The 25,586-nt window shown below is 73.2% G+C and carries 23 protein-coding genes and 1 riboswitch; of the genes, 13 read left to right on the plus strand and 10 right to left on the minus strand.

The features are described from left to right. Positions 1-10 precede the first annotated feature (10 nt). Together ACIBEA_RS00690 and ACIBEA_RS00695 are read right to left on the minus strand one after the other, a co-directional pair. On the minus strand, positions 11-1,855 hold the full coding sequence (locus ACIBEA_RS00690) for a protein kinase (RefSeq protein ID WP_399256418.1): 1,845 nt from the start codon (positions 1,853-1,855) through the stop codon (positions 11-13). A 147-nt stretch (positions 1,856-2,002) separates the two neighbouring features. Then, entirely contained in the window at positions 2,003-2,482 is a 480-nt protein-coding gene (locus tag ACIBEA_RS00695; protein ID WP_399256420.1) for a peroxiredoxin, read from the minus strand. Positions 2,483-2,680: 198 nt separating this feature from the next. Here ACIBEA_RS00695 and ACIBEA_RS00700 point away from each other — a divergent pair, with 198 nt between their 5' ends. Then, a complete protein-coding gene (locus tag ACIBEA_RS00700; RefSeq protein WP_399257872.1) occupies positions 2,681-3,763 on the plus strand; it encodes a magnesium and cobalt transport protein CorA in 1,083 nt (360 codons plus the stop codon). Here the strand turns inward: ACIBEA_RS00700 and ACIBEA_RS00705 are convergent. After that, a complete protein-coding gene (locus tag ACIBEA_RS00705; RefSeq protein ID WP_399256422.1) occupies positions 3,685-5,196 on the minus strand; it encodes a glycosyltransferase 87 family protein in 1,512 nt (503 codons plus the stop codon). The two genes, ACIBEA_RS00700 and ACIBEA_RS00705, sit on opposite strands and share 79 nt — an antisense overlap. A gap of 113 nt (positions 5,197-5,309) precedes the next feature. Between ACIBEA_RS00705 and ACIBEA_RS00710 the strand changes: the two genes are divergently transcribed. From ACIBEA_RS00710 to ACIBEA_RS00725, 4 genes are all read left to right on the plus strand, one after another. Continuing rightward, complete coding sequence (locus tag ACIBEA_RS00710) at positions 5,310-6,470, plus strand: molybdopterin-dependent oxidoreductase (RefSeq protein WP_399256424.1); 1,161 nt, start codon at positions 5,310-5,312, stop codon at positions 6,468-6,470. Beyond that, positions 6,470-6,979, plus strand: coding sequence for a hypothetical protein (locus tag ACIBEA_RS00715; protein WP_399256426.1), 510 nt, complete (start codon positions 6,470-6,472; stop codon positions 6,977-6,979). The genes ACIBEA_RS00710 and ACIBEA_RS00715 overlap by 1 nt, the downstream gene beginning before the upstream one ends. Positions 6,980-7,044: 65 nt before the next feature. Next, positions 7,045-8,124: a dihydrodipicolinate reductase gene (locus ACIBEA_RS00720; RefSeq protein ID WP_399256428.1), complete on the plus strand. Its 1,080-nt coding sequence runs from the start codon at positions 7,045-7,047 to the stop codon at positions 8,122-8,124. Positions 8,125-8,219: 95 nt separating this feature from the next. After that, a complete protein-coding gene (locus ACIBEA_RS00725) occupies positions 8,220-8,699 on the plus strand; it encodes a carboxymuconolactone decarboxylase family protein (protein ID WP_354380993.1) in 480 nt (159 codons plus the stop codon). Between the two features lie 114 nt (positions 8,700-8,813). Here ACIBEA_RS00725 and ACIBEA_RS00730 read toward each other — a convergent pair whose 3' ends face one another. The 4 genes from ACIBEA_RS00730 to ACIBEA_RS00745 all read right to left on the minus strand — a co-directional run bounded on the left by ACIBEA_RS00730 (position 8,814) and on the right by ACIBEA_RS00745 (position 12,678). Then, on the minus strand, positions 8,814-10,466 hold the full coding sequence (locus ACIBEA_RS00730) for a GMC oxidoreductase (protein WP_399257874.1): 1,653 nt from the start codon (positions 10,464-10,466) through the stop codon (positions 8,814-8,816). Between the two features lie 87 nt (positions 10,467-10,553). Further along, positions 10,554-11,276 (minus strand): class I SAM-dependent DNA methyltransferase, encoded by a 723-nt coding sequence (locus ACIBEA_RS00735; protein ID WP_399256430.1) that lies wholly within the window; start codon positions 11,274-11,276, stop codon positions 10,554-10,556. After that, the gene (locus ACIBEA_RS00740; RefSeq protein ID WP_399256432.1) at positions 11,273-11,935 is read right to left on the minus strand and encodes a DUF2064 domain-containing protein; all 663 of its coding nucleotides are present in this window, start codon (positions 11,933-11,935) and stop codon (positions 11,273-11,275) included. The genes ACIBEA_RS00735 and ACIBEA_RS00740 overlap by 4 nt, the downstream gene beginning before the upstream one ends. After that, positions 11,932-12,678, minus strand: a complete 747-nt coding sequence (locus ACIBEA_RS00745) for a glycosyltransferase family 2 protein (RefSeq protein ID WP_399256434.1) — start codon at positions 12,676-12,678, stop codon at positions 11,932-11,934. The genes ACIBEA_RS00740 and ACIBEA_RS00745 overlap by 4 nt, the downstream gene beginning before the upstream one ends. A 114-nt stretch (positions 12,679-12,792) precedes the next feature. Here ACIBEA_RS00745 and ACIBEA_RS00750 point away from each other — a divergent pair, with 114 nt between their 5' ends. Together ACIBEA_RS00750 and ACIBEA_RS00755 are read left to right on the plus strand one after the other, a co-directional pair. Next, on the plus strand, positions 12,793-13,533 hold the full coding sequence (locus ACIBEA_RS00750) for a response regulator transcription factor (protein ID WP_399256436.1): 741 nt from the start codon (positions 12,793-12,795) through the stop codon (positions 13,531-13,533). After that, on the plus strand, positions 13,530-14,660 hold the full coding sequence (locus ACIBEA_RS00755; protein WP_399256438.1) for a sensor histidine kinase: 1,131 nt from the start codon (positions 13,530-13,532) through the stop codon (positions 14,658-14,660). The genes ACIBEA_RS00750 and ACIBEA_RS00755 overlap by 4 nt, the downstream gene beginning before the upstream one ends. A gap of 73 nt (positions 14,661-14,733) precedes the next feature. Here the strand turns inward: ACIBEA_RS00755 and ACIBEA_RS00760 are convergent, their stop codons facing one another. Beyond that, positions 14,734-15,858, minus strand: a complete 1,125-nt coding sequence (locus tag ACIBEA_RS00760) for an NAD-dependent epimerase/dehydratase family protein (RefSeq protein WP_399256440.1) — start codon at positions 15,856-15,858, stop codon at positions 14,734-14,736. 169 nt (positions 15,859-16,027) lie between these two features. Between ACIBEA_RS00760 and ACIBEA_RS00765 the strand changes: the two genes are divergently transcribed. From ACIBEA_RS00765 to ACIBEA_RS00775, 3 genes are all read left to right on the plus strand, one after another. Further along, on the plus strand, positions 16,028-16,378 hold the full coding sequence (locus tag ACIBEA_RS00765) for a DUF805 domain-containing protein (protein WP_399256442.1): 351 nt from the start codon (positions 16,028-16,030) through the stop codon (positions 16,376-16,378). A 227-nt stretch (positions 16,379-16,605) separates the two neighbouring features. Further along, on the plus strand, positions 16,606-18,825 hold the full coding sequence (locus tag ACIBEA_RS00770; protein ID WP_399256444.1) for an NADP-dependent isocitrate dehydrogenase: 2,220 nt from the start codon (positions 16,606-16,608) through the stop codon (positions 18,823-18,825). Between the two features lie 125 nt (positions 18,826-18,950). After that, positions 18,951-19,517 (plus strand): GNAT family N-acetyltransferase, encoded by a 567-nt coding sequence (locus ACIBEA_RS00775; RefSeq protein WP_399256446.1) that lies wholly within the window; start codon positions 18,951-18,953, stop codon positions 19,515-19,517. Here the strand turns inward: ACIBEA_RS00775 and ACIBEA_RS00780 are convergent. Both ACIBEA_RS00780 and ACIBEA_RS00785 read right to left on the minus strand, forming a co-directional pair. Then, positions 19,480-20,181 carry a DUF6585 family protein gene (locus ACIBEA_RS00780; protein ID WP_399256448.1) on the minus strand — a complete coding sequence of 234 codons (702 nt, stop codon included), beginning with the start codon at positions 20,179-20,181 and terminating at the stop codon, positions 19,480-19,482. The genes ACIBEA_RS00775 and ACIBEA_RS00780 overlap by 38 nt on opposite strands. 180 nt (positions 20,182-20,361) lie before the next feature. Continuing rightward, entirely contained in the window at positions 20,362-20,685 is a 324-nt protein-coding gene (locus ACIBEA_RS00785; RefSeq protein WP_399256450.1) for a hypothetical protein, read from the minus strand. A 438-nt stretch (positions 20,686-21,123) separates the two neighbouring features. Between ACIBEA_RS00785 and ACIBEA_RS00790 the strand changes: the two genes are divergently transcribed. From ACIBEA_RS00790 to ACIBEA_RS00800, 3 genes are all read left to right on the plus strand, one after another. Then, entirely contained in the window at positions 21,124-22,812 is a 1,689-nt protein-coding gene (locus ACIBEA_RS00790) for a glycoside hydrolase family 71 protein (protein WP_399256451.1), read from the plus strand. A gap of 108 nt (positions 22,813-22,920) precedes the next feature. Next, positions 22,921-23,104: riboswitch (cobalamin riboswitch) on the plus strand. A 28-nt stretch (positions 23,105-23,132) separates the two neighbouring features. Further along, positions 23,133-24,980, plus strand: coding sequence for a ribonucleoside triphosphate reductase (locus ACIBEA_RS00795; protein WP_399256453.1), 1,848 nt, complete (start codon positions 23,133-23,135; stop codon positions 24,978-24,980). Then, positions 24,977-25,576 (plus strand): anaerobic ribonucleoside-triphosphate reductase activating protein, encoded by a 600-nt coding sequence (locus tag ACIBEA_RS00800; protein WP_399256455.1) that lies wholly within the window; start codon positions 24,977-24,979, stop codon positions 25,574-25,576. The genes ACIBEA_RS00795 and ACIBEA_RS00800 overlap by 4 nt, the downstream gene beginning before the upstream one ends. Positions 25,577-25,586: the final 10 nt, after the last annotated feature.

Raw genomic sequence — 25,586 nt, forward strand, 5'->3', positions numbered from 1 at the left:
GTCGGCGCGGCTACTGGTACGCCGCCCTGATCGGGACGCTCTCCGTCGTCGGGCTCTGGTCCTTGCGGTAATCGGCCGTCCAGAGCGGGCGGGAGCGGTCCGGGTCGCCGTAGACGGTTCCGCCGTCCTCGCAGAAGTAGTCGAGGCGCTTGCCGGCGAGGTCGGAGGTGGCGCCGGAGGCGAAGCCGCAGGTCTTGCCGTTGGCCAGCTCGATGAGCAGGGTGGTCGGGGCCGGGCTGCCCGGCGGGCGGAAGCCGTCCGCCGGGAGCGGCTGCGTCAGGATCAGCCGCTGCATGCGACGGGCGTTGCCGTCCAGGCACAGGAGGACGTCGGCCGCCCCGTCGCCCGGGGCGAAGCAGGGGTCCAGGATGGTGCTCGCGGACATGCAGCGCCACGCGTCGGAGCGCGGGGTCTTGCTGGAGACCGTCCAACAGGACCCGATGGTCTCCGCGGTGATCGTGACCCCCTCGGCCGGTTCCCCGCCGGCCACGGACCAGGGGGCGATGGTGTGGACGGCCGTACGGCCGGTACCGGGGTCACCGGCGGCGCCGGGCCCGCCCGTGGTCGACGGGGGAGAACTGCTCGCGGACAGCGGGCCGGCCGGGCTCCGGGGCGGCGTCGCGGGGGCGCCCGACGTCGCAGCGCTCCGGTCCTCGGGGGAGCGCGAGGAGGAGGCCGCGGCCGCGGCGTCCCGCCCGTCCCGCCCGTCGCGCCCGTCCTGTCCGGACGGGAGCAGGCTCAGGCCCAACCCGACGACGCCGCCGAGGGCGGCGGCGGCCGCGACGAACAGTCCCCGGCGCACCCACACCCCGCGCCCGGCGGGGGCGGGCGCGGCTCCGGTGCCGGTCGGCGGGACCGCGCCCCAGGAGGGGTCCTCGATCGAGGGAACGTCCCAACGGGCCGCGATCAGCGCGTCGTCGACCGGGGCGCCCTCGGCCGGTGCGTCCTCCACCGGGACGGGTGCGGCGGCCGCCGGGCGGCCCACCGGCAGCACCTCGGTGGCCGCGCCGTCCACCAGCCGCGCGGTGACGACCGCCAGGGCCCGGGACCTCGGCCGCTCGCCGGGTTCCTTGGCCAGGCAGGCGACCAGGACGCCGTGCAGTTCGTCGGGCACGCCCGCCAGGTCGGGTTCCTCGCGCAGCACGCGGTAGGCCACCGCGTCCGGGGCCCCGGTACCGAAGACGGGCCTGCCGGTGGCCGCGGCGGCGATGAGCGCGCCCCAGGCGAAGACATCGCCGCGGCTGTCCGCGGACCCGTCGCGGTACTGCTCGGGGCTGATCCAGCCGGGAGTTCCGGTCATGACGCCGGTACGGGTCACCGCGGTGCCGTCCGTGACGTGGGCGATGCCGAAGTCGAGCACGCGGGGGCCGTCCGGGGACAGGATCACGTTGGCCGGCTTCAGGTCCCGGTGCACCACGCCGGCCGCGTGCACGGCGGCCAGTGCGGCCGCCGTACCGGCCGCCAGGAGGTGCAGCCGGGCCCCCGTGAGCGGCCCGTGCGCGGCGACGTACTGGTGCAGGGTGGGCCCCGGTACGTACGTCGTGACCAGCCACGGCGCGGCGGCGTCCGGATCCGCGTCGACGAGGGGGACCAGGCACGGGCCGGTGACCCGCCGCAGCACCCCCACCTCGCGGTGGAACCGGGCCCGGAACTGCGGATCGGCGGCGAGTTGGGGATGCACCGTCTTGAGGGCGACCCTGCGGCCGCCGCCGTCCACGGCCGCGTAGACGACGCCCATGCCGCCCGTGCCGAGCCGTCCCACGAGGCGGTACGAGGCGATCGCCGGCGGATCGCCGGGCAGCAGCGGGCCCATCACGGCGGTGGCCGGAGCGGGCACGGCGGGTACGGCAGGCACAGCGGATCCATCCCCCACGGTCGGTCACCATCACGCGCACGGGGCACGCTACCGCCCGGGCGGGGGCCGTTTCGCCGGGACGGGAGAGCTTCCCCCGGTCCGGCGACCCGGCCCTGCGGCCCGGCCCTGCGACCCGGCCCGCCCCGGCTACGCGAACGCGGCCAGCTGCCGGGCGAGCGTCGAGGCGCTCTGGAACGTCGCCCCCAACAGCGCCACGTGCTTCCAGTGCAGGGTGCCGTCCGGAGCGATCAGGAAGACCGACCGGCGCAGCCCGATCCCCGGAGCGCTCACCCCGAAGGCCCGCGCGACCTCGCGCCCCGTGTCCGCGAGCAGCGGCATCCGCAGCCCGTGCCGCCGCGCGAACCCCTCGTGGCTGTCGACGTCTTGCGGGCTGATCCCCCATACCGTGGCGCCGAGTTCGGCGAACTCCTCGAAGCCGCTGGAGTAGGAGCACAGCTGCTTCGTGCACACGGCGGTGTTGTCGCCCGGGTAGAACGCCAGGACCACCGGCCCGCCGCGCCGCTCGCTCAGCGTGAAGTCGCGCCGCTCGAAGGAACCGCCCACCAGCTCGCCGCCGGGCAGCGTGAAGTCGCCCACCGCCGATCCCACTTCCGGTCCTGCCGCCACAACCGTCTCCTCCGGCTCGTCCTGCCACGTCTCGTACGGCCACGTCGTACGCGGGCGCAACGGTACGCGGCCCCGCGCGGACGCCGGCAGGAGCCCCGGGGTCACCGCCCCCGGGCGCGGAAGAGGGCTGGTCGGCGGGCGGGACCGCTGATGCGACACTGTCTGGCGATCCGCCGAAGAGGAGTACCTACCGTGTCGATGTTCAGCAGCCTGCGCAAGGCCGTGCGCCGTGGCTACCGGCGCGCCGTGGACCTCAGCCACCCGGCCAGGTCCCCGCTCGGGACCGCGGTGGTGAACTGCGTGGTCTACCGGGCCGGCGTGCGCCAGGAGGACTGCGCCGACGCCGAGGAGGCGCTGCGCCGGGTCCGAAAGAACGGCGACGGGTTCGTGTGGATCGGCCTGCACGAGCCGGACCAGCAGGAACTCGTCGGCCTCGCCGCGCTCTTCGACCTGCACCCGCTCGCCGTCGAGGACGCCGTCCACGCCCACCAGCGGCCCAAGGTGCAGCGGTACGACGACACGCTCTTCGCCGTCCTCAAGACGGTCCGCTACGTCGAGCACGAGCGGCTGACCGAGACCAGCGAGGTGGTCGACACGGGCGAGCTGATGGCCTTCGTCGGCGCCGACTTCGTGATCACCGTGCGGCACGGCGGCCACGGCTCCCTCGGCCCGTTGCGCGAGGCCCTGGAACGCGACCCCGACCAGCTGGCGCTGGGCCCGGCGACCGTGCTGCACGCCATGGTGGACCACGTGGTCGAGGACTACCTCTGCGTCACCGATTCGGTCCAGAGCGACATCGACTCCGTCGAGAGCACGGTGTTCAGCGACCACAGCGGGCGCGGCGACGCCGGCCGGATCTACCAGCTCAAGCGCGAACTGCTGGAACTGCGCCGCGCGGTGGCCCCGTTGGACCGGCCGCTGCACCGCCTCGGCACCGAGCCGATGCCCGCCGTCCCGGCCGAGGTCCGCCCGTACTTCCGTGACGCCGCCGACAACCTGGCCCGGACCACCGACCAGATCGCCTCCTACGAGGCCCTGCTCGACTCGATCCTCCAGGCCCACCTGGCCCAGGTGACCGTCGCCCAGAACGAGGACATGCGCAAGATCACGGCGTGGGCGGCGATCGTCGCCGTGCCCACCATGGTCTGCGGGATCTACGGCATGAACTTCGACCACATGCCGGAGCTGCACTGGACGTACGGCTACCCGGCGGTCCTGCTGCTCATGGCCGTGTCCTGCTTCGCCATCCACCGGGGCTTCCGCCGCAACGGCTGGCTCTGACCCCCGACCCGCCACCGCACCGCCGTGACCACCAGGGCCGTGGCCGCGGCCAGGGCGTAGGCGACGGTCGGGGTGTCGGGGCCCAGGGCCGCGGGGGAGGAGGCGACGTAGGACGCCGCGCCCGCCAGCGCGGTCGGCAGCCATTCCCAGCGGCCGTCCAGGGCCACGAGGGCGATCAGCAGCAGCGCGTACCAGGAGTAGCCAGGGGTGAGCAGGAGGAACGCCGTGCCCGTCAGGAGCAGCGAGCCGTGCCAGGGGCGGGCCGGGTCGCCCCGGCGCCAGACGTGGACGGCGACCGCGAGCAGCACGACGGCCACCGCGGGCAGTGACCAGGAGTCCGGGAGGACCAGCCGCAGCAGGGCGTAGCGGCCCTTGGCGGCGGGATCGTCGTAGCCTTCCTCCCGGGCGTAGCCGCCCAGGTAGCCGAAGACGGAGGAGCGGGAGGTCAGGACGTACGGCAGGTACGTCAGCGCCACCACCGCGGCGGCGGGGAGGAGCAGGGCCGCCGCGTCGCGCGGGCGGCGTACGCCGGACAGCGCGCCCGGCAGCAGGACGGCGGGCAGCATCTTCGCCGCCACGGCCAGGCCGAACAGGGCCCCGCCCAGCGCCCGGCGGCGGGTGACCAGGCCCAGGGCCGCCACCGACAGGAGCACCGCGAGGACGTCGACGTGCGCGTTGTTCACCGCCTCGACGGGGACCGCCGGGCACCAGGCCCAGTAGGCGGCGCGGCGCGGGTCCGCGCCCCGGCGGCGCAGGATCAGCAGCAGGAAGGCCGTCACGGCGACGGACAGCAGGGCCCCGCCCACCTGGAGGGCCTTGTGGCGCACGCCCGACGGGGACAGGGCGTGCACGAGCAGGAAGTAGCCCTCCGCCACCGGCGGGTAGATGGTGTGCACCCGGGGCCTGTTGATGCGCGTGCACACCCCCTCGGAGACCGCCGCCCGGTCCGGCCCGGCGCACGCGGCGGCCCCGTGCGGGAACAGCCAGTCGTCGCGCAGCCGCAGGAGCGCGGGATCGGCCGGGGCGTGGTCGTAGGGTGAGGTGCCGGTGGCCTGCACCCGGCCGTCCCAGGCGTACCGGAAGGAGTCGGTGCTGGTGCGCGGCGGCGCGACCAGCCCGGTGGCGGCCACGGCGACCGCGCCGGCCAGCAACAGCGGGACCACGTACCGGACGGGCGCCGCGCGCAGCGCCGCCACGGCCACCGCGAAGAGCGCCCACGCGGCGGCGTACCACCAGGTCAGGGCGGCCTGGTCGGTGAAGAAGCCGTCCTTGCGGACGGTGCCCACCAGCGTCGCCACGAGCGCGACCAGGAGCGCGGCGGGGAGGGCGGTGCGCAGGGCGGTGCGCAAGGCGGTGCGCAAGGAGTGGGGCCGGGCCGCTCGCCGGGCGGGTGGCAGTGGCTCGCGGACGGTGGAGGCGCGGGGGCTGAGCATGCGGCCAGCCTGACAGCGGGGGAGGCCGGGGCGGGGCTCGGCGGGCCGGGCGTCCGCGTTTCGTAAGGTGTCGAAAGCCCCGTGCGGCGGTCCCGGCCGCTGTGATGGGAGGCATGACCGCACCGACCCGGCGCCGACTCCTTCCGGCCCGTCCGCGACCGCCCTCCTTCTCCGGCCGACTGCACGACGCCCGCACCGCCACCGCCGTCGGGCGGTGGTTGGGCGCGGCCTTCGCCGTGTGCTTCGTGACCGGGCTGATCAGCCACTACCTCCAGCACCCGCCGCCCTGGGCGGCGGACGCGCTGCCGAGCCGTCCGGTGTGGGGGTACCGGGTCAGCCAGGGGCTGCACGTGGGCACGGGGATCGCGGCGATCGTGCTGCTGCTCGTCAAACTGTGGGCGGTCTACCCGCGGTTGTTCGTCTGGCCGCCGGTGCGTTCGGTGCGGCACGCGCTGGAGCGGCTCTCGGTGGCGCTGCTCGTCGCCGCCGCCGTCTTCGAGGTCTTCAGCGGGCTGCTCAACATCGCCGAGTGGTACCCCTGGCCGTTCTCCTTCGTGCCGGTGCACTTCGCCGTCGCCTGGGTGGCGGCCGGCTCGATCCTTCTGCACATCGCCGTCAAGGCGCCGCAGATCAAGGCCCATTGGAGCCGCCGCTCGCCCGGGACCCTCGCACTGCCCGCGCAGGACGGCCCCGACCGGCGCGCGCTGATGCTCGGGCTCGGCGCGGCGGTCGGCGCGGTCACCCTGACCACGGTGGGGCAGTCCGTCACCCCGCTCGCGCGCCTGGACCTGCTCGCCCCCCGGCACCCCGGGCACGGGCCGCAGGGGCTGCCGGTCAACCGCACGGCGGCCGCCGCCGGAGTGGGGGAGGCGGCGCTGCGCGACTGGCGGCTGGAGGTCCTCGGGCCCCTCCCCTACAGCCTGACGCGCGCCCAACTCCTGGCCCTGCCCCAGGCCGAGGCCCGGCTGCCGATCGCCTGCGTCGAGGGCTGGAGCGTGGAGGCGCTCTGGGGCGGCGTGCGGATCCGGGACCTGTTGGACCGGGCCGGGGCCCCGCCCGGCGCCGCCGTACGGGTCACCTCGCTGGAGACGGGCGGGGCGTACCGGGTCATGGAGATGGGACGGACCTACGCCCGGGACCCGCTGACCCTGCTGGCCCTGACCCTGGGCGGCGAGCCGCTCTCGACCGATCACGGCTTCCCGGCCCGGATCATCGCGCCGAACCGGCCCGGTGTGCTCCAGACCAAGTGGGTCGCCCGGTTGGAGGTCCTGTGATGCCCCGAAGCGCGCCGCGGTACCTGCTCGGTGGGGTCGGGCTGCTGCTCGTCGCCGTCGGGGTCCGGCAGCTCTTCGCGCTGCCCGATCCCTGGGACGTGCTGGTCTGGCTCGGCGGCGGGCTCGTCCTGCACGACGCGGTCATCGCCCCGCTGGTCCTCGCGGTCGGGCTGCTCCTGGCCGCCGGGGCCCGGGCCGCGCGATGGTCCGTCGGTGCGCGGGGGCTCGTACGCGGCGCCCTGCTGACCGGGGGAGCGCTCGTCCTCGTCACCCTGCCGCTGCTGCTGCGCCCCGGCGCGCCGCCCAACCCGTCGGCGCTGCCGCTGCCGTACGGGCGCAACCTGCTGATCGTGCTCGGCGCGGTGCTGGTCCTCGCTTCGGCCGCCCTGGTGGGCCTGGTCGTCGCGGGCCGCTCGCGGGGGAGCGACCCGACGCCCCCGCGCACGGAATCGACAGGGCGGCGCAAGGACGCGACGCCATCGCGGGAGGACACGACACCCCAAGACTGAATCCGGTTCTAGTTTTCGGGGTCGTGGCACTAGGAACCTGCAGGCCCGCTCGCTACCCTCCGCGCATGATTTCCACGGTTGTCTGGGGTACCGGCAACGTCGGCCGCGCGGCCATCCGTGCCGTCGAGGCCCACCCGGCCCTCAAGCTCGCCGCAGTACTCGTCCACAACCCCGACAAGGTCGGCCGCGACGCGGGCGAACTCGCCGGCCTCACCTACGCATTGGGCGTCCCGGCCACCGACGACACCGCGTCGGTCCTGGCCGCCGGGCACCGGGCCGTCGTGTACGCGGCCTCCGGCGACGTCCGCCCCGACGAGGCGCTCGACGACCTCGTCCGGGCGGTCCGCTCGGGCGCGGTCGTCGTCAGCCCCGCCCTCTACCCGTTGTACGACCACCGCAGCGCCCCGCCCGAGTTCCGCGATCCGGTGCTCGCCGCGATCGCCGAGGGCGGCGGCTCGCTCTTCGCCTCGGGCGTCGACCCCGGCTGGGGCAACGACGTACTGCCCCTGCTGATCAGCGGACTCGGCTCCACCGTCGACGCGATCCGCTGCCAGGAGATATTCGACTACTCCACCTACGACCAGCCGGACTCGGTCCGCCACCTCATCGGCATGGGCCACCCCATGGACTACGAGCCGATGATGCTCATGCCGTCGATCCCCACCATGGTGTGGGGCGGGCAGATCCGCATGATGGCCCGCGCCCTCGGCGTCGAACTCGACGAGATCCGCGAGACCTCCGAGCGCCGTGCGCTCGACGAGACCGTACGGACCGCCTCGATGGGGGAGTTCGAGGCGGGCACCCAGGGCGCCATCCGCTTCGAGGTGCAGGGGATCGTCGAGGGCGAGGCCCGCATCGTCATCGAGCACGTCACCCGGATCCACGCGTCCTGCGCCCCGGACTGGCCCACGCCCCCCGACGGCTCCGGAGCCCACCGCGTGGTCATCGAGGGCCGCCCCCGCATCGAGGTCACGATCGAGTGCACCGACGAGGGCGACAACCGCTCGGCGGGCGGCAACGCCACCGCCGTGGGACGGCTGGTGGGGGCCATCGACTGGCTCGCGGCCGCCGACCCCGGCCTCTACGACGCGCTCGACGTGCCGCTGCGCCCGGCAGTCGGCAAACTCGGAAGGAAGCACCCATGACCGCCACGGACGCCACCGACGCGACCAACGCCACCGACGCGACCAGTGCCGACGACTCCACCGGCGCCGAGACCGCCGCCGAGTCCATGACCGGCCTGCACATCGACATCCCCGCGGGCCAGCACCCGATCGAGTACGTCTGGGGCGACATGGTCCCCGGCATCGGGATGGCCGCCGCGAACTTCTCGCTCTCGGTCTACGCCCACACGACCCTGGGACTGCGGGAGTTCGAGGCGGCCCGGCTGCGCGTGGCGCAGATCAACGGGTGCGTCTTCTGCCTCGACTGGCGGACCGACCGGGACGGCGAGAAGGTCGAGGACGCGTTCCCCGACGCGGTCGCCGAGTGGCGCACGACGGACGCCTTCGACGAGCGGACCCGGCTGGCCGCCGAGTACGCGGAGCGCTACACCCTCGACCACCACGGCCTCGACGAGGAGTTCTGGGTCCGGATGAAGGCGCGGTACACCCAGGTCGAGATCGTGGAGCTGAGCATGAGCATCGGTTCGTGGTTGGCCTTCGGCCGGCTCAACCACGTGCTCGGGCTCGACAGCGTCTGCATGCTGCCCGGTCAGTGACGCGGAAGCCGGACCGGCCGTGACGCGGAAGCCGAACCGACCGTGACGCGCGAGAGGTGCGGGGCCGACCGGTGGCGTCCGGTCGGCCCCGCACCCGTTTCGCGTCCGCCCAGGTCACAGGTCGGTGGCGATGATCTTCTCGATGTTGCGCTCGGCGAGCGCGGTGATCGTCACGAACGGGTTGACGCTGGTGTTGCCGGGGATCAGCGCTCCGTCGATGACGTACAGGCCCGGGTGCCCGTGCAGCCGCCCGTAGTTGTCGGTGGCCTTGTTCAGGACGGCCCCGCCGAGCGGGTGGTACGTGAGGTGGTCGCCCCAGATCTTGTAGGTGCCGAAGAGGTCGGTCCGGTAGATCGTCCCCTCCTTCGAATTGATCTTGTCGAAGATGCTCTTGGCCATGTCGATGGCCGGCTGCTTCCAGGCCGTCTGCCAGTCCAGGTCCACGTTCCCGGTGCCCGCGTTGTACGTGAACCGCGCGCGGTTGGGGTTCTTGGTGATGGACAGGTAGAAGGAGGCGTACGTCTCGATGCCCGTCGGCAGCGGCGCCACCTCGGCGAACGCCCCGCCCGCGGCCCAGTTGTCGATGCCGCCGCAGGGGATGGTGGCCTGGAGCTTCCCGGTCGGGTCCCACAGGTGGTTGGCGCGGCCGCACATGACGTTGCCGTTGTCGCCCCAGCCCTTGCCTATCTCGTCGTTGAGGTTCGGCAGCAGGCCGGTGGCCTTGAGCTTGACGAGCAGCTTGCTGGTGCCGACGCTGCCCGCGGCGAAGAAGACCTTGTCCGCGGTCACGCTCTTGGTGGCGACGGTGTCGCCGGTGGTGTTGAGCTGCTGCATGACGACCGTGTAGCCGCCACCGGCCGAGGGGGAGACGGTGGTGACCCGGTGGAGCGGGGTGATGGAGACCTTGCCGGTGGCCTTCGCGGCCGCGATGTAGGTCTTCTGGAGGGACTTCTTGCCGTTGTTGTTGCCGTAGAGGATCTCCCCGTCCAGCGCGGACTTGGTGGCGGTCCCGGCCGCCTCCTTCTTCATGTAGTCCCAGTCGTACACGTCGGGCACGAAGACGAAGGGGAAGTTGGAGCGCTGGGCGTGCTTGCGGCCGACCCGGGCGAACTGGTAGCAGTCCACGGTGTCGAACCAGGCCGGGTCGACCAGGCCCACGCCGAGACCGGCGTTGGCCCGCGGGTAGTAGGTGGTGTACATCTCGTCGGCGTCCACGGACGGGAGCACGGCGCCGAAGTTCTCGCGCTTGGGCGTGACCGCCATGCCGCCGTTGACCAGCGAACCGCCGCCGACGCCGCGACCCTGGTAGACCGTGATCCCCGCGAAGTCCTCGGCGTCCAGGATGCCGGTGTACTTGGGGATGTCCTTGTCGATGGGGAACCCGAGGAAGTAGTTCAGCGGCGCCTTGGTCCTGGTGCGCAGCCAGTACGAACGCTGGTCGGGGTTGAGCGTGTTGCAGAAGATCTTGCCGTCCGGCCCGGGGGTGTCCCAGGCCATGCCCATCTCGATCATCTGTACGTCGACGCCCGCTTGGGCGAGCCGCAGCGCGGCGACGGAGCCGCCGTAGCCGGTGCCGATCACCAGGACGGGGACGTGGGCCCCGTCGGTGATCGGCGCGGCGGAGACCGTCGCGGCGGAGGCGTTCGACGCGGCGCCGCGCACCTGCGCCGCGTTGGCTCGACCGGCTACGGCCATCGCTCCTAGAATAGAACCTGTTCCTGCGATGAATCCACGGCGCGAAAAGCCCTTGGATCCTTTGTCGGGCATGGCGGAATCGCTCATGTGATCTTCCTCACTCTCGGCGGAGTGAGAACAAGTTCTACTGTCGCTTGCGTGAAGAGTCACTAGATACGTCTAAGTAACTTGCGGTCGATGGAACCCCTGGAGCCCCGGCCGGAGCCGCACGAAGATCCGGCCGTAGGCCGTCCACCGCTCCGCCGCGGCCCAGCCCGCCGCCCGGGCGTGCGCGTCCAGCGCCGCGGCGCCGACCCGGGCCCACGGGAACGGCGCGCCGACCGCGCCCCGGCCGTCGTCGACCCGCACCACGTACCGCTCGTCGAGCGCGTCCGACGCGGGCCCGGCGCCCGCCGCGCACTCGACGATCAGCGCGCCACCCGGGGCGGTCACCCGCGCGAGGCGCCCCAGCAGCGCCACCGGATCGCCGCCGATGCCGATGTTCCCGTCGATGAGCAGCGCCGTGTCCCAACGGCCCTCCCCGGGCAGCGGATCGAAGACCGAGCGGTGCAGCGCCGCCCCGCCCGAGCGGTTCGTCCGTGCCACCGCCTCCGGGCTCACGTCGATGCCCAGCGCCCGGTGGCCCCGTGCGGCGAGCGCCGCGACGAGCCGGCCCGGCCCGCAGCCGATGTCCAGGGCCGAGCCGCGACAGCGGTCCAGCACCGTCCGGTCCGCCGGATCGGGGCCCTCGCACCAGCGCTCCACGTCCAGCGGCAGCAGCCAGCCGTCCCCGCGCCGCAGGAAGAGCGGGCCGCGGCCGCTGCGCAGGGCGCGGGTATAGGGGTCCGCGGTCCAGGTGGCCGCCGGGGCAGCGGCTGCCCGCGCGGTGTCGAGGGCGCTCACGGGCGGACCGCCGGGGCCGGCGCGGTCGCGGTCAGCCCCGCGTGCACGGCCGCGAACCGGCCCCGCGGCGCCGCGGCCGCCACCAGCCGGGCGTCCTCGGCGTCGTCCACGTCGCGCAGCCGGGGCAGCCGTCCCACCCGCAGCCCGGCCGCGCGCAGCCGCTCGTACTGCGCGGCGCCCGTCTCGGGAACGGACATCGGGACGCCGCGCAGCAGTCGCGGATCCGGTACGGCCAGCCCGAGGGCCCAGAAGCCGCCGTCGACCGCGGGTCCGAACCACGCGTCGTACGTCGCCCAGGCCCGCGGACCGCTCGCGCGGGCCAGCAGCTCCGGCGTGACCTGGGGCGTGTCCATGCCGATCAGCAGCGCGGGACCGGCGCATCCCGCGAAGGCGGCCGCCAGCCGCTCGTCCAGCGTCCCGGCGCACTGCGCGACCACCTCGAAACCGGACGGCAACCAGGGCCCCGGTCGCCCGTCCAGCACCAGCACCCGCCGCGCGGCCGGGGTCCTGGCCACGACGTCCAGGGTGTCGGCGAGCGCGGCCTCGGCGAGGGAGGCGGCCCCGGTGGGGCTGAACGGTGGGGTGAGCCGGGTCTTCACCCGCCCCGGCAGCGGCTCCTTGGCGATCACGAGCAGTGTGGTCGCCGTGGATGCCGTCACCGTGCACCCCCGGCCGGGGCGGCCGAAGCGGCGGCCTGCGGCGGCTGCGCCAGGACGCGGCTCATGTCGTGCACCGCCTGCCAGGTGCCCCGCCAGGTCCCGGTCACCTTCGATTTCCCCGTGCGCGTCAGGTACGGCACGTCCACCTCCCGGACCCGCCAGCCCGCGTCGGCCGCCCGGACCACCATCTGCAGCGGGTAGCCGCTGCGCCGGTCGCTCAGCTCCAGGCCGAGCAGGTCCGCCCGCCGTGCGGCCCGCATGGGCCCCAGGTCGCGCAGGTCCAGCCCGGTCCGGCGGCGCAGCAGCCGGGCCAGCGCCAGGTTCCCGGCCCGCGCGTGCAGCGGCCAGGCGCCGCGGCCCGGGCGGCGCCGCCCGAGCACCAGGTCCGCGCCGCCGGCCGCGACGGTGGCGACGAACCCGGCCAACAGCCCCGGATCGAGGGAGGCGTCGCAGTCGCAGAAGCAGACGACGTCCGCTTCCGCGGCCAGCAGCCCGGCGTGGCAGGCGGCGCCGAAACCGCGCCGGGACTCGGTCACCACCGTGGCGCCCAGCGCGCGGGCGATCGCGGCGGAACCGTCGGTGGAACCGTTGTCCACGACGAGGGCGCGCCACCCGGCCGGGATGCGGGCGAGGACCCAGGGCAGCGCCTCGGCCTCGTTCAGGCAGGGCAGGACGACGTCGACGGACGGGAGATCCGGGCGCACGGGATCGTGGATTGCTGAGTCTGCTGTCACGCGTTTCACCGTAGGAACGACAGGGCCGGGAAAGGGCCATCGACTCCTTACGAAACGCGGACGTCACCCCGGCCGGGCGCTCCGGCGGTCCCGCCGCCGCACCGCTGGTGGGAGGCTGGGCGCATGAGCATGGAACCCCCGCCCGCGCGGATCCTCGTCGTGGACGACGACCCGACCGTCGCCGAGGTCGTCACCGGCTACCTGCACCGCGCCGGATACGCCGTCGAGCAGGCCGCGGACGGCCCCGCCGCCCTGGCCCGCGCCGAACGCAACCGGCCCGACCTGGTCGTCCTGGACCTGATGCTGCCCGGGATCGACGGGCTGGAGGTGTGCCGCCGGCTGCGCGCCGCAGGCCCCGTACCGGTGATCATGCTGACCGCGCGCGGCGACGAGGACGAACGGATCGCCGGGCTGGAGGTCGGCGCGGACGACTACGTGACCAAGCCTTTCAGCCCCCGCGAACTCGTCCTGCGGGTCACCTCGGTCCTGCGGCGCAGCCGCGCGGCCGAGCGGGAAGCGGCCCCGGCGACCTCCCCGGCCGCCGCCCCGCCCGAGCTCGCCGGTGCCGGGCTCGCACTCGATCCGGCGACCCACCGGGCCACGAAGCACGGCGCCGAGCTGGCGCTGACCCTGCGCGAGTTCGACCTGCTGGCGCACTTCCTGCGCCACCCCGGGCGGGCGATCGGCCGCGAGGACCTGATGCGGGAGGTGTGGGGCTGGGACTTCGGGGACCTGTCCACCGTGACCGTGCACGTACGGCGGCTGCGCGCGAAGATCGAGGACGATCCGGGCAGCCCGCGGCTCATCCAGACCGTCTGGGGCGTCGGGTACCGCTTCGACGCCGGACCGCAGGACACGCTGTGAAGGACTTCCTGCTCATCGCGCTCTTCGCCCTCGGCGGGGCGGCCTGTGCCGGGGTCCTCGGCGCGGCCGTCCTGCGGCTGGTCCGCCACCGCTCGGTGACGGTGTCCCTGGCCGTGGTGGGCGCCGTCACCGTCATCGCGATGCTCGCCGGTACGCTCGCGGTCGCGCAGGCGATGTTCCTGTCCCGGCACGACCTGGGCGTGGTCACCCTCGTCGCCGCGATGGCCGCGGTGGTCTCGCTGGCCACCGCGCTCATACTGGGCCGTTGGGTGGTCGCCCGCAGTCGCGAACTCTCGCTCGCCGCACGGAACTTCGGCGACGGCGGCAGTTTCGCGGCGCCGCCCGGCCAGGCGACCGCGGAGTTGGCCGGACTCTCGCGCGAGCTGGCGGCGACGAGCGCCAAACTGGCCGCCTCGCGGGAGCGGGAACGGGCTCTGGAGACCTCCCGGCGGGAGCTGGTCGCCTGGATCTCGCACGACCTGCGGACCCCGCTGGCCGGGTTGCGGGCCATGTCGGAGGCGCTGGAGGACGGCATGGCCGTCGACCCGGGGCGCTACCACCGGCAGATCCGCACCGAGGTGGAGCGGCTGAACTCCATGGTCGGCGACCTCTTCGAGCTGTCCCGGATCCATGCCGGGGCGCTCAGCCTGACCCCCAGCCGGATGTCGGCCTACGACCTGGTGGGGGACGCGCTGTCGGGGGTGGACCCGCTGGCGCGGGAGCACGGGGTGCGGCTGGTGGGGGACGCCGTGGAGCGCGTGCCGGTCGAGGTGGACGGCAAGGAGATGACCCGGGTGCTGGCGAACCTGCTGATCAACGCGATCCGGCACACCCCGGCCGACGGGACGGTCGCGGTGGCCGCGGAGCGGCGGGGCGACGGGGTGGTGCTCTCGGTCACCGACGGGTGCGGGGGGATTCCGGCGGAGGACCTCTCGCGGGTCTTCGACACGGGGTGGCGGGGGACGGCGGCGCGGACGCCGCCGGCGGGGGCGGGGCCGGTGCCGCCGGCGGGGGCCGGGTTGGGGCTGGCGATCGTGCGGGGGATCGTGGAGGCGCATGCGGGGCGGACCGAGGTCCGCAATGTGCCGGGGGGGTGTCGGTTCGAGGTGACGTTGCCGGCGCGCTAGCGCCGGCCGTGGTGGGGTCGGCGGGGGTGGCCCCCCGGGGCCTTCGGGGGCTCCGCCCCCGGACCCCCGCGCCTCAAACGCCGGCGGGGCTGGGATGGGGCCCGGCGGGGCTGGGAGGGGGCCCGGCGGGGCTTGAGTTGGGCCCCGCTGAGGAAAGGCGTTGGGGGGCGTGGGCGAATTCGGTCATGCCTGTGGTGAAGGTGATGTCGGGGTGCCAGGCCAGGTCGTGGCGCAGGCGGGCGGAGTCCGCGGTGATGTGGCGGACGTCGCCGAGTCGGAATTCGCCCGTGACGACCGGGGCCGGGCCGCCGTGTGCGGTGGCGAGGGCCGCGGCCATCTCGCCCACCGTGTGCGGGTCCCCGCTGCCGGTGTTGTACGCGACCGCCGTGCCCGCGGGCCGGGTGCCGACCGCTTCCAGAGCCGCCACATTCGCCTGCGCGACATCCCGCACGTGGACGAAGTCCCGCCGCTGGGCCCCGTCCTCGTAGACCCGGGGCGCCTCGCCGCGGGCCAGCGACGAACGGAAGAAGGAGGCCACCCCCGCGTACGGGGTGTCGCGGGGCATGCCCGGTCCGTACACGTTGTGGTAGCGCAGCGCCACCGAACGGCCGTCCGTGCAGCGGGCCCAGGACGCCGCCAGGTGCTCCTGGGCGAGCTTGGTCGTCGCGTACACGTTGCGCGGGTCCGCCGGGGCGTCCTCGTCGACCAGGCCCGGCGTCAACTGCGCACCGCAGGACGGGCAGTGCGGTTCGAAGCGGCCCGCCCGCAGGTCCACCGCGGCGCGCGGGGCGGGGCGGACCGTGCCGTGCGCGGGGCAGTCGTAGCGCCCCTCGCCGTAGACGACCATCGAACCGGCCAGCACCAGAGCGCGCACGCCCGCCGCGGCCATCTCCGCCAGCAGCACCGCCGTCCCCAGGTCGTTGCAGCCGACGTACGCGGGCGCGTCCGCGAAGTCCTTGCCGAGCCCCACCATCGCCGCCTGGTGACAGACCGCGTCCACCCCGCGCAGGGCCTCCCGGACGGCCGGGGCGTCCCGGACGTCGGCCCGTACGAACTCCGCGTCGGGCAGCTCCGGCGGACCGGGGTGCGCGGCGGGCAACAGGGCGTCCAGCACGACCGGATCGTGTCCACGGCGCCGCAGCGCCCCGACGATGTGCGAGCCGATGAATCCGGCTCCGCCTGTGACGAGTACTCGCATGGCTCGGACGCTACGCAGTCGCGGGTGCGATCGGGGCCGCGCGCGCCCGACGTAAGACTTCCGTCACCCGCGGGCGGAGCTGGCTTGAACACGACATAAGGGGGGCATAAGTTCCTTCCGGCCTGCTCCACCAGGGCGGGCCGTAGCGATCCGTCCTCTGGGGGGATACATGCACTGGTACACGGATGTGCTCAAGCGGTACATCGACTTCGACGGCCGCTCGCGCCGCCAGGAGTACTGGATGTTCGTCCTGTGCAACCTCGCCGCGGTGCTCGTCGTGGCGATCGTCGACAACGTGATCGGTACCTTCCCGCTGCTCTACGTCCTGTACGCGCTGGCCGTCCTGCTCCCGGGCCTGGGCCTCGCCGTCCGTCGCCTGCACGACACCGGCAAGTCCGGCTGGTGGATGTTCATCGGCCTGATCCCCTTCGTCGGCGGCATCTGGCTGATCGTGCTCATGGCCACCGAGGGCCACGCGCAGCCCAACCAGTACGGGCCGAACCCGAAGCTCGCGGGCTGAAGTCCGCCCCGGCCCCACCCGTACCGTCCGCACACCGAGAGCGCCGCGTCCGACGTACCCGTCGGGCGCGGCGCTCTCGCCGTTCCCGGCGGGCCCGCGGCGGCCGGGGTGACGCGCGTCTCGCGGAAGCCGGGGCAGGGGGCTGTCGGAGCCGGGCCGATCACGAGATATCTTGATGTCGAGCAATGTTGCAGACGAGAGACGCAGACTGTGGAGCGGAGCATCCGGTGACTGACTCGACCATCATCTACACGCACACTGACGAGGCCCCGGCCCTGGCCACCCATTCGTTCCTGCCCGTGATCCAGGCGTACGCCTCGACCGCCGGCGTGCGCGTGGAGACGCGGGACATCTCGCTGGCCGGCCGGATCATCGCGAGCTTCCCCGAGCGTCTCGACGCCGACCAGCGCATCGAGGACGCCCTCGCCGAGCTGGGCGAGCTGGCCAAGACGCCCGGCGCGAACATCATCAAGCTGCCCAACATCTCGGCTTCGATCCCGCAGCTCAAGGCCGCGGTCGCCGAGCTGCAGGGCCAGGGCTACGCGCTGCCGGACTACCCGGACGACCCGAAGACCGACGAGGAGCGCGAGACCCGCGCCCGCTACGACAAGATCAAGGGCAGCGCCGTCAACCCGGTCCTGCGCGAGGGCAACTCCGACCGCCGCGCCCCCGCCTCGGTCAAGAAGTACGCCAAGGCCCACCCGCACCGCATGGGCGCCTGGACCTCCGAGTCCAAGACCAACGTCGCCACCATGGGTGCCAACGACTTCCGCTCCACCGAGAAGTCCGCCGTGATCGCCGAGCCCGGCACGCTGCGCATCGAGTTCGTCGCCCAGGACGGTGCGACCACCGTGCTGCGCGCGTCCGTACCGGTGCTCGCCGGCGAGGTCGTCGACGCCTCCGTGCTGCACGTCGACGCGCTGCGCACCTTCCTCAACGACCAGATCGAGCGTGCCAAGGCCGAGGGCGTGCTGTTCTCCGTGCACCTCAAGGCCACGATGATGAAGGTCTCCGACCCGATCGTCTTCGGCCACGTGGTCCGCGCCTTCTTCCCGAAGACCTTCGCGCGCTACGGCGAGACCCTCGCCGCCGCCGGCCTGTCCCCGAACGACGGCCTCGGCACCATCCTGAACGGTCTGGGCGCGCTGCCCGACGGCGACGCGATCAAGGCTTCCTTCGACGCCGAGATCGCCGAGGGCCCGGCCCTCGCGATGGTCGACTCGGACAAGGGCATCACCAACCTGCACGTCCCGAGCGACGTCATCGTCGACGCCTCCATGCCGGCGATGATCCGCACCTCCGGCCACATGTGGGGCCCGGACGGCGCCGAGGCCGACACCCTCGCGGTCCTCCCGGACAGCAGCTACGCCGGTGTCTACCAGGTCGTCATCGACGACTGCCGCGCGCACGGCGCGTACGACCCGTCCACGATGGGCTCGGTGCCGAACGTCGGCCTCATGGCCCAGAAGGCCGAGGAGTACGGCAGCCACGACAAGACCTTCGAGATCGCCGCCGCGGGCACCGTCCGCCTCGTCGACGCCGCGGGCACCACGGTCCTGGAGCAGGAGGTCGCCGCCGGTGACATCTTCCGCGCCTGCCAGACCAAGGACCTGCCGATCCAGGACTGGGTCAAGCTCGCCGTCACCCGCGCCCGCGCCACCGGCTCCCCGGCCGTCTTCTGGCTGGACGAGACCCGCGCGCACGACGCCCAGCTGATCACGAAGGTGAAGACCTACCTCGCCGACCACGACACCGATGGCCTGACCATCGAGATCCTGTCGCCGGAGAAGGCCACCGCCTACTCGCTGGAGCGCATCCGCCGCGGCGAGGACACCATCTCGGTGACCGGCAACGTGCTGCGCGACTACCTGACGGACCTCTTCCCCATCCTGGAGCTGGGCACCAGCGCCAAGATGCTGTCGGTCGTCCCGCTGATGAACGGCGGCGGCCTCTTCGAGACCGGCGCCGGCGGTTCCGCCCCCAAGCACGTGCAGCAGCTCGTCAAGGAGAACTACCTCCGCTGGGACAGCCTCGGCGAGTTCCTCGCGCTGGCCGTCTCCTTCGAGCACCTCGCGCAGACCACCGGCAACGCCCGCGCCCAGGTGCTGGCCGACACCCTGGACCGCGCCACCGGCACGTTCCTGGACGAGGACAAGTCGCCGAGCCGTCGCCTCGGCGGCATCGACAACCGCGGCAGCCACTTCTACCTCGCCCTGTACTGGGCGCAGGAGCTGGCCCGCCAGACCGAGGACACCGAGCTGGCGGCCTCCTTCGAGGCCCTCGCGAAGACCCTCGGTGAGCAGGAGGCGACCATCGTCGCCGAGCTGATCGCGGTCCAGGGCTCCCCGGCCGACATCGGCGGCTACTTCCAGCCCGACGTCGCCAAGGCCACGGCCGTCATGCGTCCGTCCGAGACGCTGAACCAGGCGCTCGCGCTCCTGGGCTGATCCCACCGCGCGCCCGCCCGGGCATGCGACGCTCCGCCCCGGCCCGGAACCCTCCGGCCGGGGCGGTCGTGCGTGCGGACGTAATCCGGTTGTGTGCCCCGACCCGTGGCGGCTAGTAATACCGGGTGATCAATGGACACCTGGTCGGGCTGCGCGCCCGACACCCCGATGACGTGGCCGTCCTGCACGCCGAGCTGTACGACGACGTGCCCATGCACTCCCGGGCCGACTCCCGGCCCTGGAGCCCCCTGCCCGTCGCCGGCGGGCACTCACCGTACGAACCCGCGGGGCCCTCGGAGAAGTCCGCCTGCTTCTCGGTGGTGGAGCTGGCCACCGGGGAGCTCGCGGGCGAGGCGCTGCTCTGGGGCATCGACACGCACAACCGCTTCGCGCACCTCGGTCTGTCGCTGCGCCCCGGCAGCCGCGGGCGCGGGTTGGGGCTGGAGACGGTCCTGCTCCTGTGCCACTACGGATTCACCGTGCGCGGATTCAACCGCCTCCAGCTGGAGACCCTCGCCGACAACGCCGCGATGATCGGCGCCGCCGAAGCGGCGGGCTTCACCCTCGAAGGCACCCTGCGCCGGTCCGGCTGGGCGAACGGCGCCTTCATCGACGAGGTGATCCTCGGCCTGCTCGCCGAGGAATGGCCCGGGTTCAACCTGCCGAGCGCTCCGCCTGCAAACGCTGGATGAGTGCGTGCAGGACCGCCTGGTTCGGCAGTTCGCTCGCCTTGCTGTGGAGCGACTCCTTCCCGTTGACGTCCCGCACGGCCACCCTCGACCCCGGGTTCTCCACGAAGGCGTCGAAGTCGTCCCAGGTGACCGTGCGGGCGCCCCGGTGGATGCCGGTGGCATCGACCGAGAGCGGCCCGAACTCCATCGCCCGGCCGGAGCGGACCGTCTCCAGGGCGGCGGGCAGCAGGTGCGCCATGATCCGGGGGGACACCTCGGCCATGAGCGCGTCGCCCTCCGCGATGCCGCTGAGCATCACCTCGAAGTCGCCGTCGCCGTCCCGGGAGAAGTGCACCTTCGTGCCGTGCGACCGGGTGGGCTCCACACCGTCCGCGGTGACCTTCAGCGGCGGTTGGTAGAGACCGACCTCGTACGAGGAGACCTCGCTCCAGAGCAGGGCCCGCTGCTTGCGGCCCGCCCGCCCGAGCAGCCCGTTCTCGTACAACTCGACCTCGTCGTACGGTTCGATGTCGATGGTCCACATGCTGTGGCGCCAGATCCACAGGAACGCCGCCCCACCGAGGACCAGGGGCAGGAGCGAGACGACGAGCGGTTTGCCCGCCGCGAGCATGCCCAGACTGACCATCGCGAAGAAGAACACCACCGTGCCCACGCTGAGGTTCACGGACCTGCGCCGGCGCGCCCTGGAGGGTCCGCTGCCCGAACCCGCCGCGAAGGTCCTCTCGTGCCGGCCTAAGGCTGCCGGTACGTCCTGATCACTCATCACATCCCCCTCGATGTACGCCGATCGGCGATCGGGGGACCAGTGTGGAGCCATCCGGCTCACCCCGGGGAGGGAATCGGATCAGAGGCGGTGGACCCGCTCCTGCTCCAGGGCGAGCGGGTAGCGCCCGGCGGCCAGGATCCGCAGCCCCGGAGCGCGGGCGAGGAGGGCCCGGAGCCAGTTCAGGGCCTCGGGAGTGAGTCGGTCGGAGCCGTCCAGGACGAGCAGCATGTCCCGCTCCGCGAGCCACGAGGCGGCGTTGGCCGACCCGCGCGGCAGGTAGGGGATCCCCGGTACGGTGCCCAGCACACCCACCAATTCGCGGACCCCGCAGGCGTATTCGAGGGTGACGACGGCCACCCCGTCGCAGAAGTTCGAGGTCAGGCGCCGTGCCATCTCCCGCACCAGCAGGCTCCGTGGGGCGCCGAACCCTCCCGTCACCGTCAGCACCCGCCCCCGCCGGACGGCGGTGAGCAGCCGGGACAACTCGGCGGAGGTCGCCGGCAGCGTCCCCGTGCACCCCGGTTGCCGTTCCTGTCTCCCGTTCGGATCCCCCATCGGCACGATGCCCCCCATTGCATGCGTGGCCCAGCGCGGCGCCAGGGTTGATTCGAGCCGCGTGCGGTCGATTATGCGCCAGTTGTGCCGTAAGGCCAGGGGAATTTCGCATTCCGTACAGGGTGTTGACCGTCCCCCGGCCGTCGAGACGCTCTGCGTAGTCGGCGTGGTTCCCCTGACGTACGCGACCGGTCCGACCGGAGGGGGAACGGTTGTCCGGATGTCGGGAATCGGCTCTACTGCTGTGCAGCCCCGGACACGGGCACGTTCCGGAAGGGGACCAGGATGAGTGCGCAGCGACAGGGCCGGCCCTTATCGCACCGCCGTCGCCCGGGCCTGCGCGGCGGCCGGATGCTGCTGGCCGCGCTCGTCTCGGGCTTCCTCCTCGTCGGGGTGTTCGCCGCGACGGGCATCGCCTGGGACCCCTTCTCCGCCGGACCCCGCCCGGACCGCTCGGCGCCCGACATCGGCGCGCCCTGGTCCACCGGACCCGGCGACCACGGCCGCTCCCCCGGCGCCCCCGGGAGCGGCGCCCCCGACGCGAGCCCGGACCCCGCCGCGTCGGGGAGCGCGGGCGCCGGCGACGCCGGGGGCGCGGCGGGCGGCGGCGGGCGGCCCGCCGGCGCCCTGCCCTTCGACCTGCCCGACGCCACCGCGCTGCGCGCCGGCAAGAGGCTGGTCTTCGCCCACTACTTCACCCCCTACCCGCTCTCCCTCGACAACGCGAGCGCGGACGGCGACTACTACACCCGCAACTACCTCGCCCCGGCGGGGGAGAGCGGCAAGCACGAGCGCTACGGCGGGCTGCTGCGCGACCGACCGCTGCCCGTAACGCCCCAACAGGGCAACTGGGAGCTGGCCAACCTCCGTCAGGAGGTGCGCACGGCCCGCGCAGCCGGGATCGACGGCTTCACCCTCGACCTGCTCTCCCTCTCCGGCCCCAACTGGGACCGCGCCAACCTCCTGATGGAGGCCGCCCGTTCGGTCGATCCCGACTTCAAGGTCATGCTGATGCCGGACATGACCTCCCTCACGACGGACGACCCGGCCGTGCTCGCGGCCGCGCTCGCCGCGCTCGGCAAGGCGCCCGCCGCGCACCGGCTCGGCGACGGACGGCTGGTCGTCTCCCCGTTCAAGGCGGAGGAGAAGGACGTCGCCTGGTGGACCCGGGTACTGGACCTGCTGAAGTCGAAGCACGGCATCCGCACCGCGTTCGTCCCGCTCTTCCTCGACTTCGGCGCGCACGGCGCGCGGTTCGCGCCCATCAGCTACGGGTTCTCCGAGTGGGGCAGCCGCAGTTACGTCGGCCAGGACGGCGCGGCCGGCGACGTCCGGCGCGCGCACGAGGCGGGCAAGATCTGGATGCAACCGGTCTCCGTCCAGGACGCCCGCCCCAACCAGGGGATCTACGACGAGGCGGGGAACACCGCCACCCTGCGCTCCACCTGGACGCACGCCATCGACGACGGCGCCGACTGGGTGCAGCTGACCACCTGGAACGACTACTCGGAGGGCAGCCAGTTCGCCCCCTCCCTGCACAACGGCCACACCTACCTGGACATCTCCTCCTACTACCTGACCCGGTTCAAGACGGGCGCCTGGCCGGAGATCGTCCGGGACACGCTCTACCTGACCTCGCGCACCCAGTTCGCCGCGGCCGACCCGACCGGGACCCAGTCCCTGGTGATGTCCTTGCGCAAGGGCAGCGCCGCGCCCCGGGACGCGGTGGAGGTGCTCAGCTTCCTGACCGCGCCGGCCACCGTCCGTACCGCGACCGGCGGGGACGCGGACGCCTACGAGGCCCCCGCCGGGGTCCGGTCGCACCTGCTGGAGCTGCGCTCCGGCACCAGCTCCGCCCGCGCGGTCCGCGACGGGGCCACCTCGACCGCGGTCGAGCTGCCGTACCCGGTGGACCGCGAGGTCGCGGTCCAGGACCTCCAGTACTACGGGGCCACCAGCGGTCGCGCGTCGTAGCGGCGCCGGCGCGGGAGAGCGGCCGGCGGGCGGGAGGGACTTTGGGACCCTCTCCCAGGGCGAAGGTCACCCAATATGTAGTGGTCGCACTGGGCGGTCGTATCCATATGTAGTGTTGGCCCTGCCGGTTCGGCGGGGCCACGCTCATGCTCGCTCATGTCCGCCCCGACCGAGGCAACAGGGAACCCGATGCGAATCCGGGACTGCCCCGCAACGGTGAGCGCACGCCCTTCCCCCGACGGGGACGGGGCGCCGCGCGAGTCCGACACCTGCCGGCGAACGAACCACACTTCCGTGCCGAGCCTCGTGGGAGGGCTGCCGTGACTGCTGCCATCGACGCCGTAGAGACCGTGACCGAATACCTGGAACGCCGGGACTGGCGGGTCAACGCCAACGCCAACCAGGGCTACTCGCTCGGCGGGCTGATCCTGAACGCGGCGGGCAAGGTGACGGCGAACTACTGGCTGGAGCGCGTCTACCCGGCCGAGATCGCCGGCGCCCACCGCGAGGGCGACTTCCACATCCACGACCTGGACATGCTCTCCGGCTACTGCGCGGGCTGGTCCCTGCGCACCCTGCTGACCGAGGGGTTCAACGGGGTCCCCGGCCAGATCGACTCCGGCCCGCCCCGGCACCTGTCCTCGGCCGTCGGCCAGATCGTCAACTTCCTCGGCACCCTCCAGAACGAGTGGGCGGGCGCCCAGGCCTTCTCCTCCTTCGACACCTGCCTCGCCCCCTACGTCCGCCTCGACGCGATGACGTACGCCCAGGTCAGGCAGTGCGTCCAGGAGCTGGTGCACAACCTGAACGTGCCCTCGCGCTGGGGCACCCAGACCCCCTTCACCAACCTCACCTTCGACTGGACCTGCCCCGAGGACCTGCGGGAGCAGGTCCCCGTGATCGGCGGCGCCGAGGTGGACTTCACCTACGGCGAGCTCCAGATCGAGATGGACCTGATCAACCGGGCCTACATCGAGGTCATGACGGAGGGGGACGCCACCGGCCGGGTCTTCACCTTCCCGATCCCGACCTACAACATCACCCGGGACTTCCCCTGGGAGAGCGAGAACGCCGAGCGGCTCTTCGCGATGACCGCGAAGTACGGGCTCCCGTACTTCCAGAACTTCATCAACTCCGAGCTGTCCCCGAACATGATCCGCTCCATGTGCTGCCGCCTCCAGCTCGACCTCACCGAACTGCTCAAGCGCGGCAACGGTCTCTTCGGCAGCGCCGAACAGACCGGCTCCCTCGGCGTGGTCACGCTCAACTGCGCCCGCCTCGGCCACGTCCACGCGGGCGACGAGGACGCCCTGATGGCGGCCGTGGACCGGCTGTGCGAGCTGGCCAAGGACAGCCTGGAGCTGAAGCGGATCACCGTCCAGGACCTGATCGACGGCGGGCTGTTCCCTTACACCAAGCGCTACTTGGGCACCCTGCGCAACCACTTCTCGACCATCGGGGTCAACGGGATCAACGAGATGATCCGCAACTTCTCCGGGGACGCGGACGACATCACCACCGAGGCCGGGCACGCGCTGGCCGTCCGCCTGTTGGACCGCGTCCGCGCCCGCATGGTGGAGTTCCAGGAGCGCACCGGGAACCTCTACAACCTGGAGGCCACCCCGGCCGAAGGGACGACGTACCGCTTCGCCAAGGAGGACCGGCGGCGCTACCCCGACATCCTCCAGGCGGGCACGGACGCCAACCCCTACTACACCAACTCCTCGCAACTGCCGGTTGGTTGGACCGACGACCCCTTCGAGGCGCTGGAGCGGCAGGACGAACTCCAGGCCAAGTACACCGGCGGCACGGTCCTGCACCTCTACCTGTCGGAGCGGATCCCCACCGCCGAGGCCTGCCGGTCCCTGGTGCGCCGCTCCCTGGAGCGGTTCCGGCTGCCCTACCTCACGGTCACCCCGACCTTCTCGATCTGCCCCGACCACGGATACCTCGCGGGCGAGCAGCCGAACTGCCCGCGGTGCGGAGCCGATTGCGAGGTGTGGACGCGGGTCATGGGCTACCACCGGCCGGTGTCCTCCTTCAACATCGGCAAGAAGGGCGAGCACGCCGAGCGCGTCCACTTCCGGCACGTCGAGGGAGCGCCCGATGCGGATGCGGATGCGGATGCGGACGCGGGCGCAGGCGCGGGAGCGGGAGCCGGGGCGTGATCCGGATCGGTGGCTGGTCGCGACTGTCCACCTGCGACTGGCCGGGCAAGCTGACCAGCACCGTCTTCTGCCAGGGCTGCCCCTGGCGGTGCGGGTACTGCCACAACCCCGACCTGCTCTCCCCGCTCGCACCCGCCGCCGTGAGCTGGGAGGAGGTGCTGCGCCACCTCGCGCGGCGCACCGGTCTGCTCGACGGCGTGGTCTTCTCCGGTGGCGAACCCCTGCTCCAGCGCGACCTTGCCGAGGCGATCCGGGAGGCCCGCGCGCTGGGCCACCAGGTGGGCCTGCACACCGGCGGGGCCTTCCCGCGCCGCTTCGCCCGGCTGCTCGACGAGGGCCTGTTGGACTGGGTCGGCTTCGATGTGAAGGCCCCGCCCGGCCGCTACGAGCGGGTGACCGGAACCGGTCACGCGGCGGCCTCGGCCGAGGCGAGCCTGCGCCTCCTGCTCGCCTCCGGCGTCCCGCACCAACTGCGCACCACCGTCGATCCGGCGCACCTGGACGCGCGGGCCCTGGCGGATCTCGACGGCTGGTTGGCGGGACTCGGCGCCGGGAGCTCGGTCCGTCAGGTGCTGCGGCCGTCCGCCGTGGCGTAATTGGCCCTAC

Source organism: Streptomyces sp. NPDC051555 (assembly GCF_044454405.1).
In the GTDB taxonomy this organism is placed as follows: domain Bacteria; phylum Actinomycetota; class Actinomycetes; order Streptomycetales; family Streptomycetaceae; genus Streptomyces.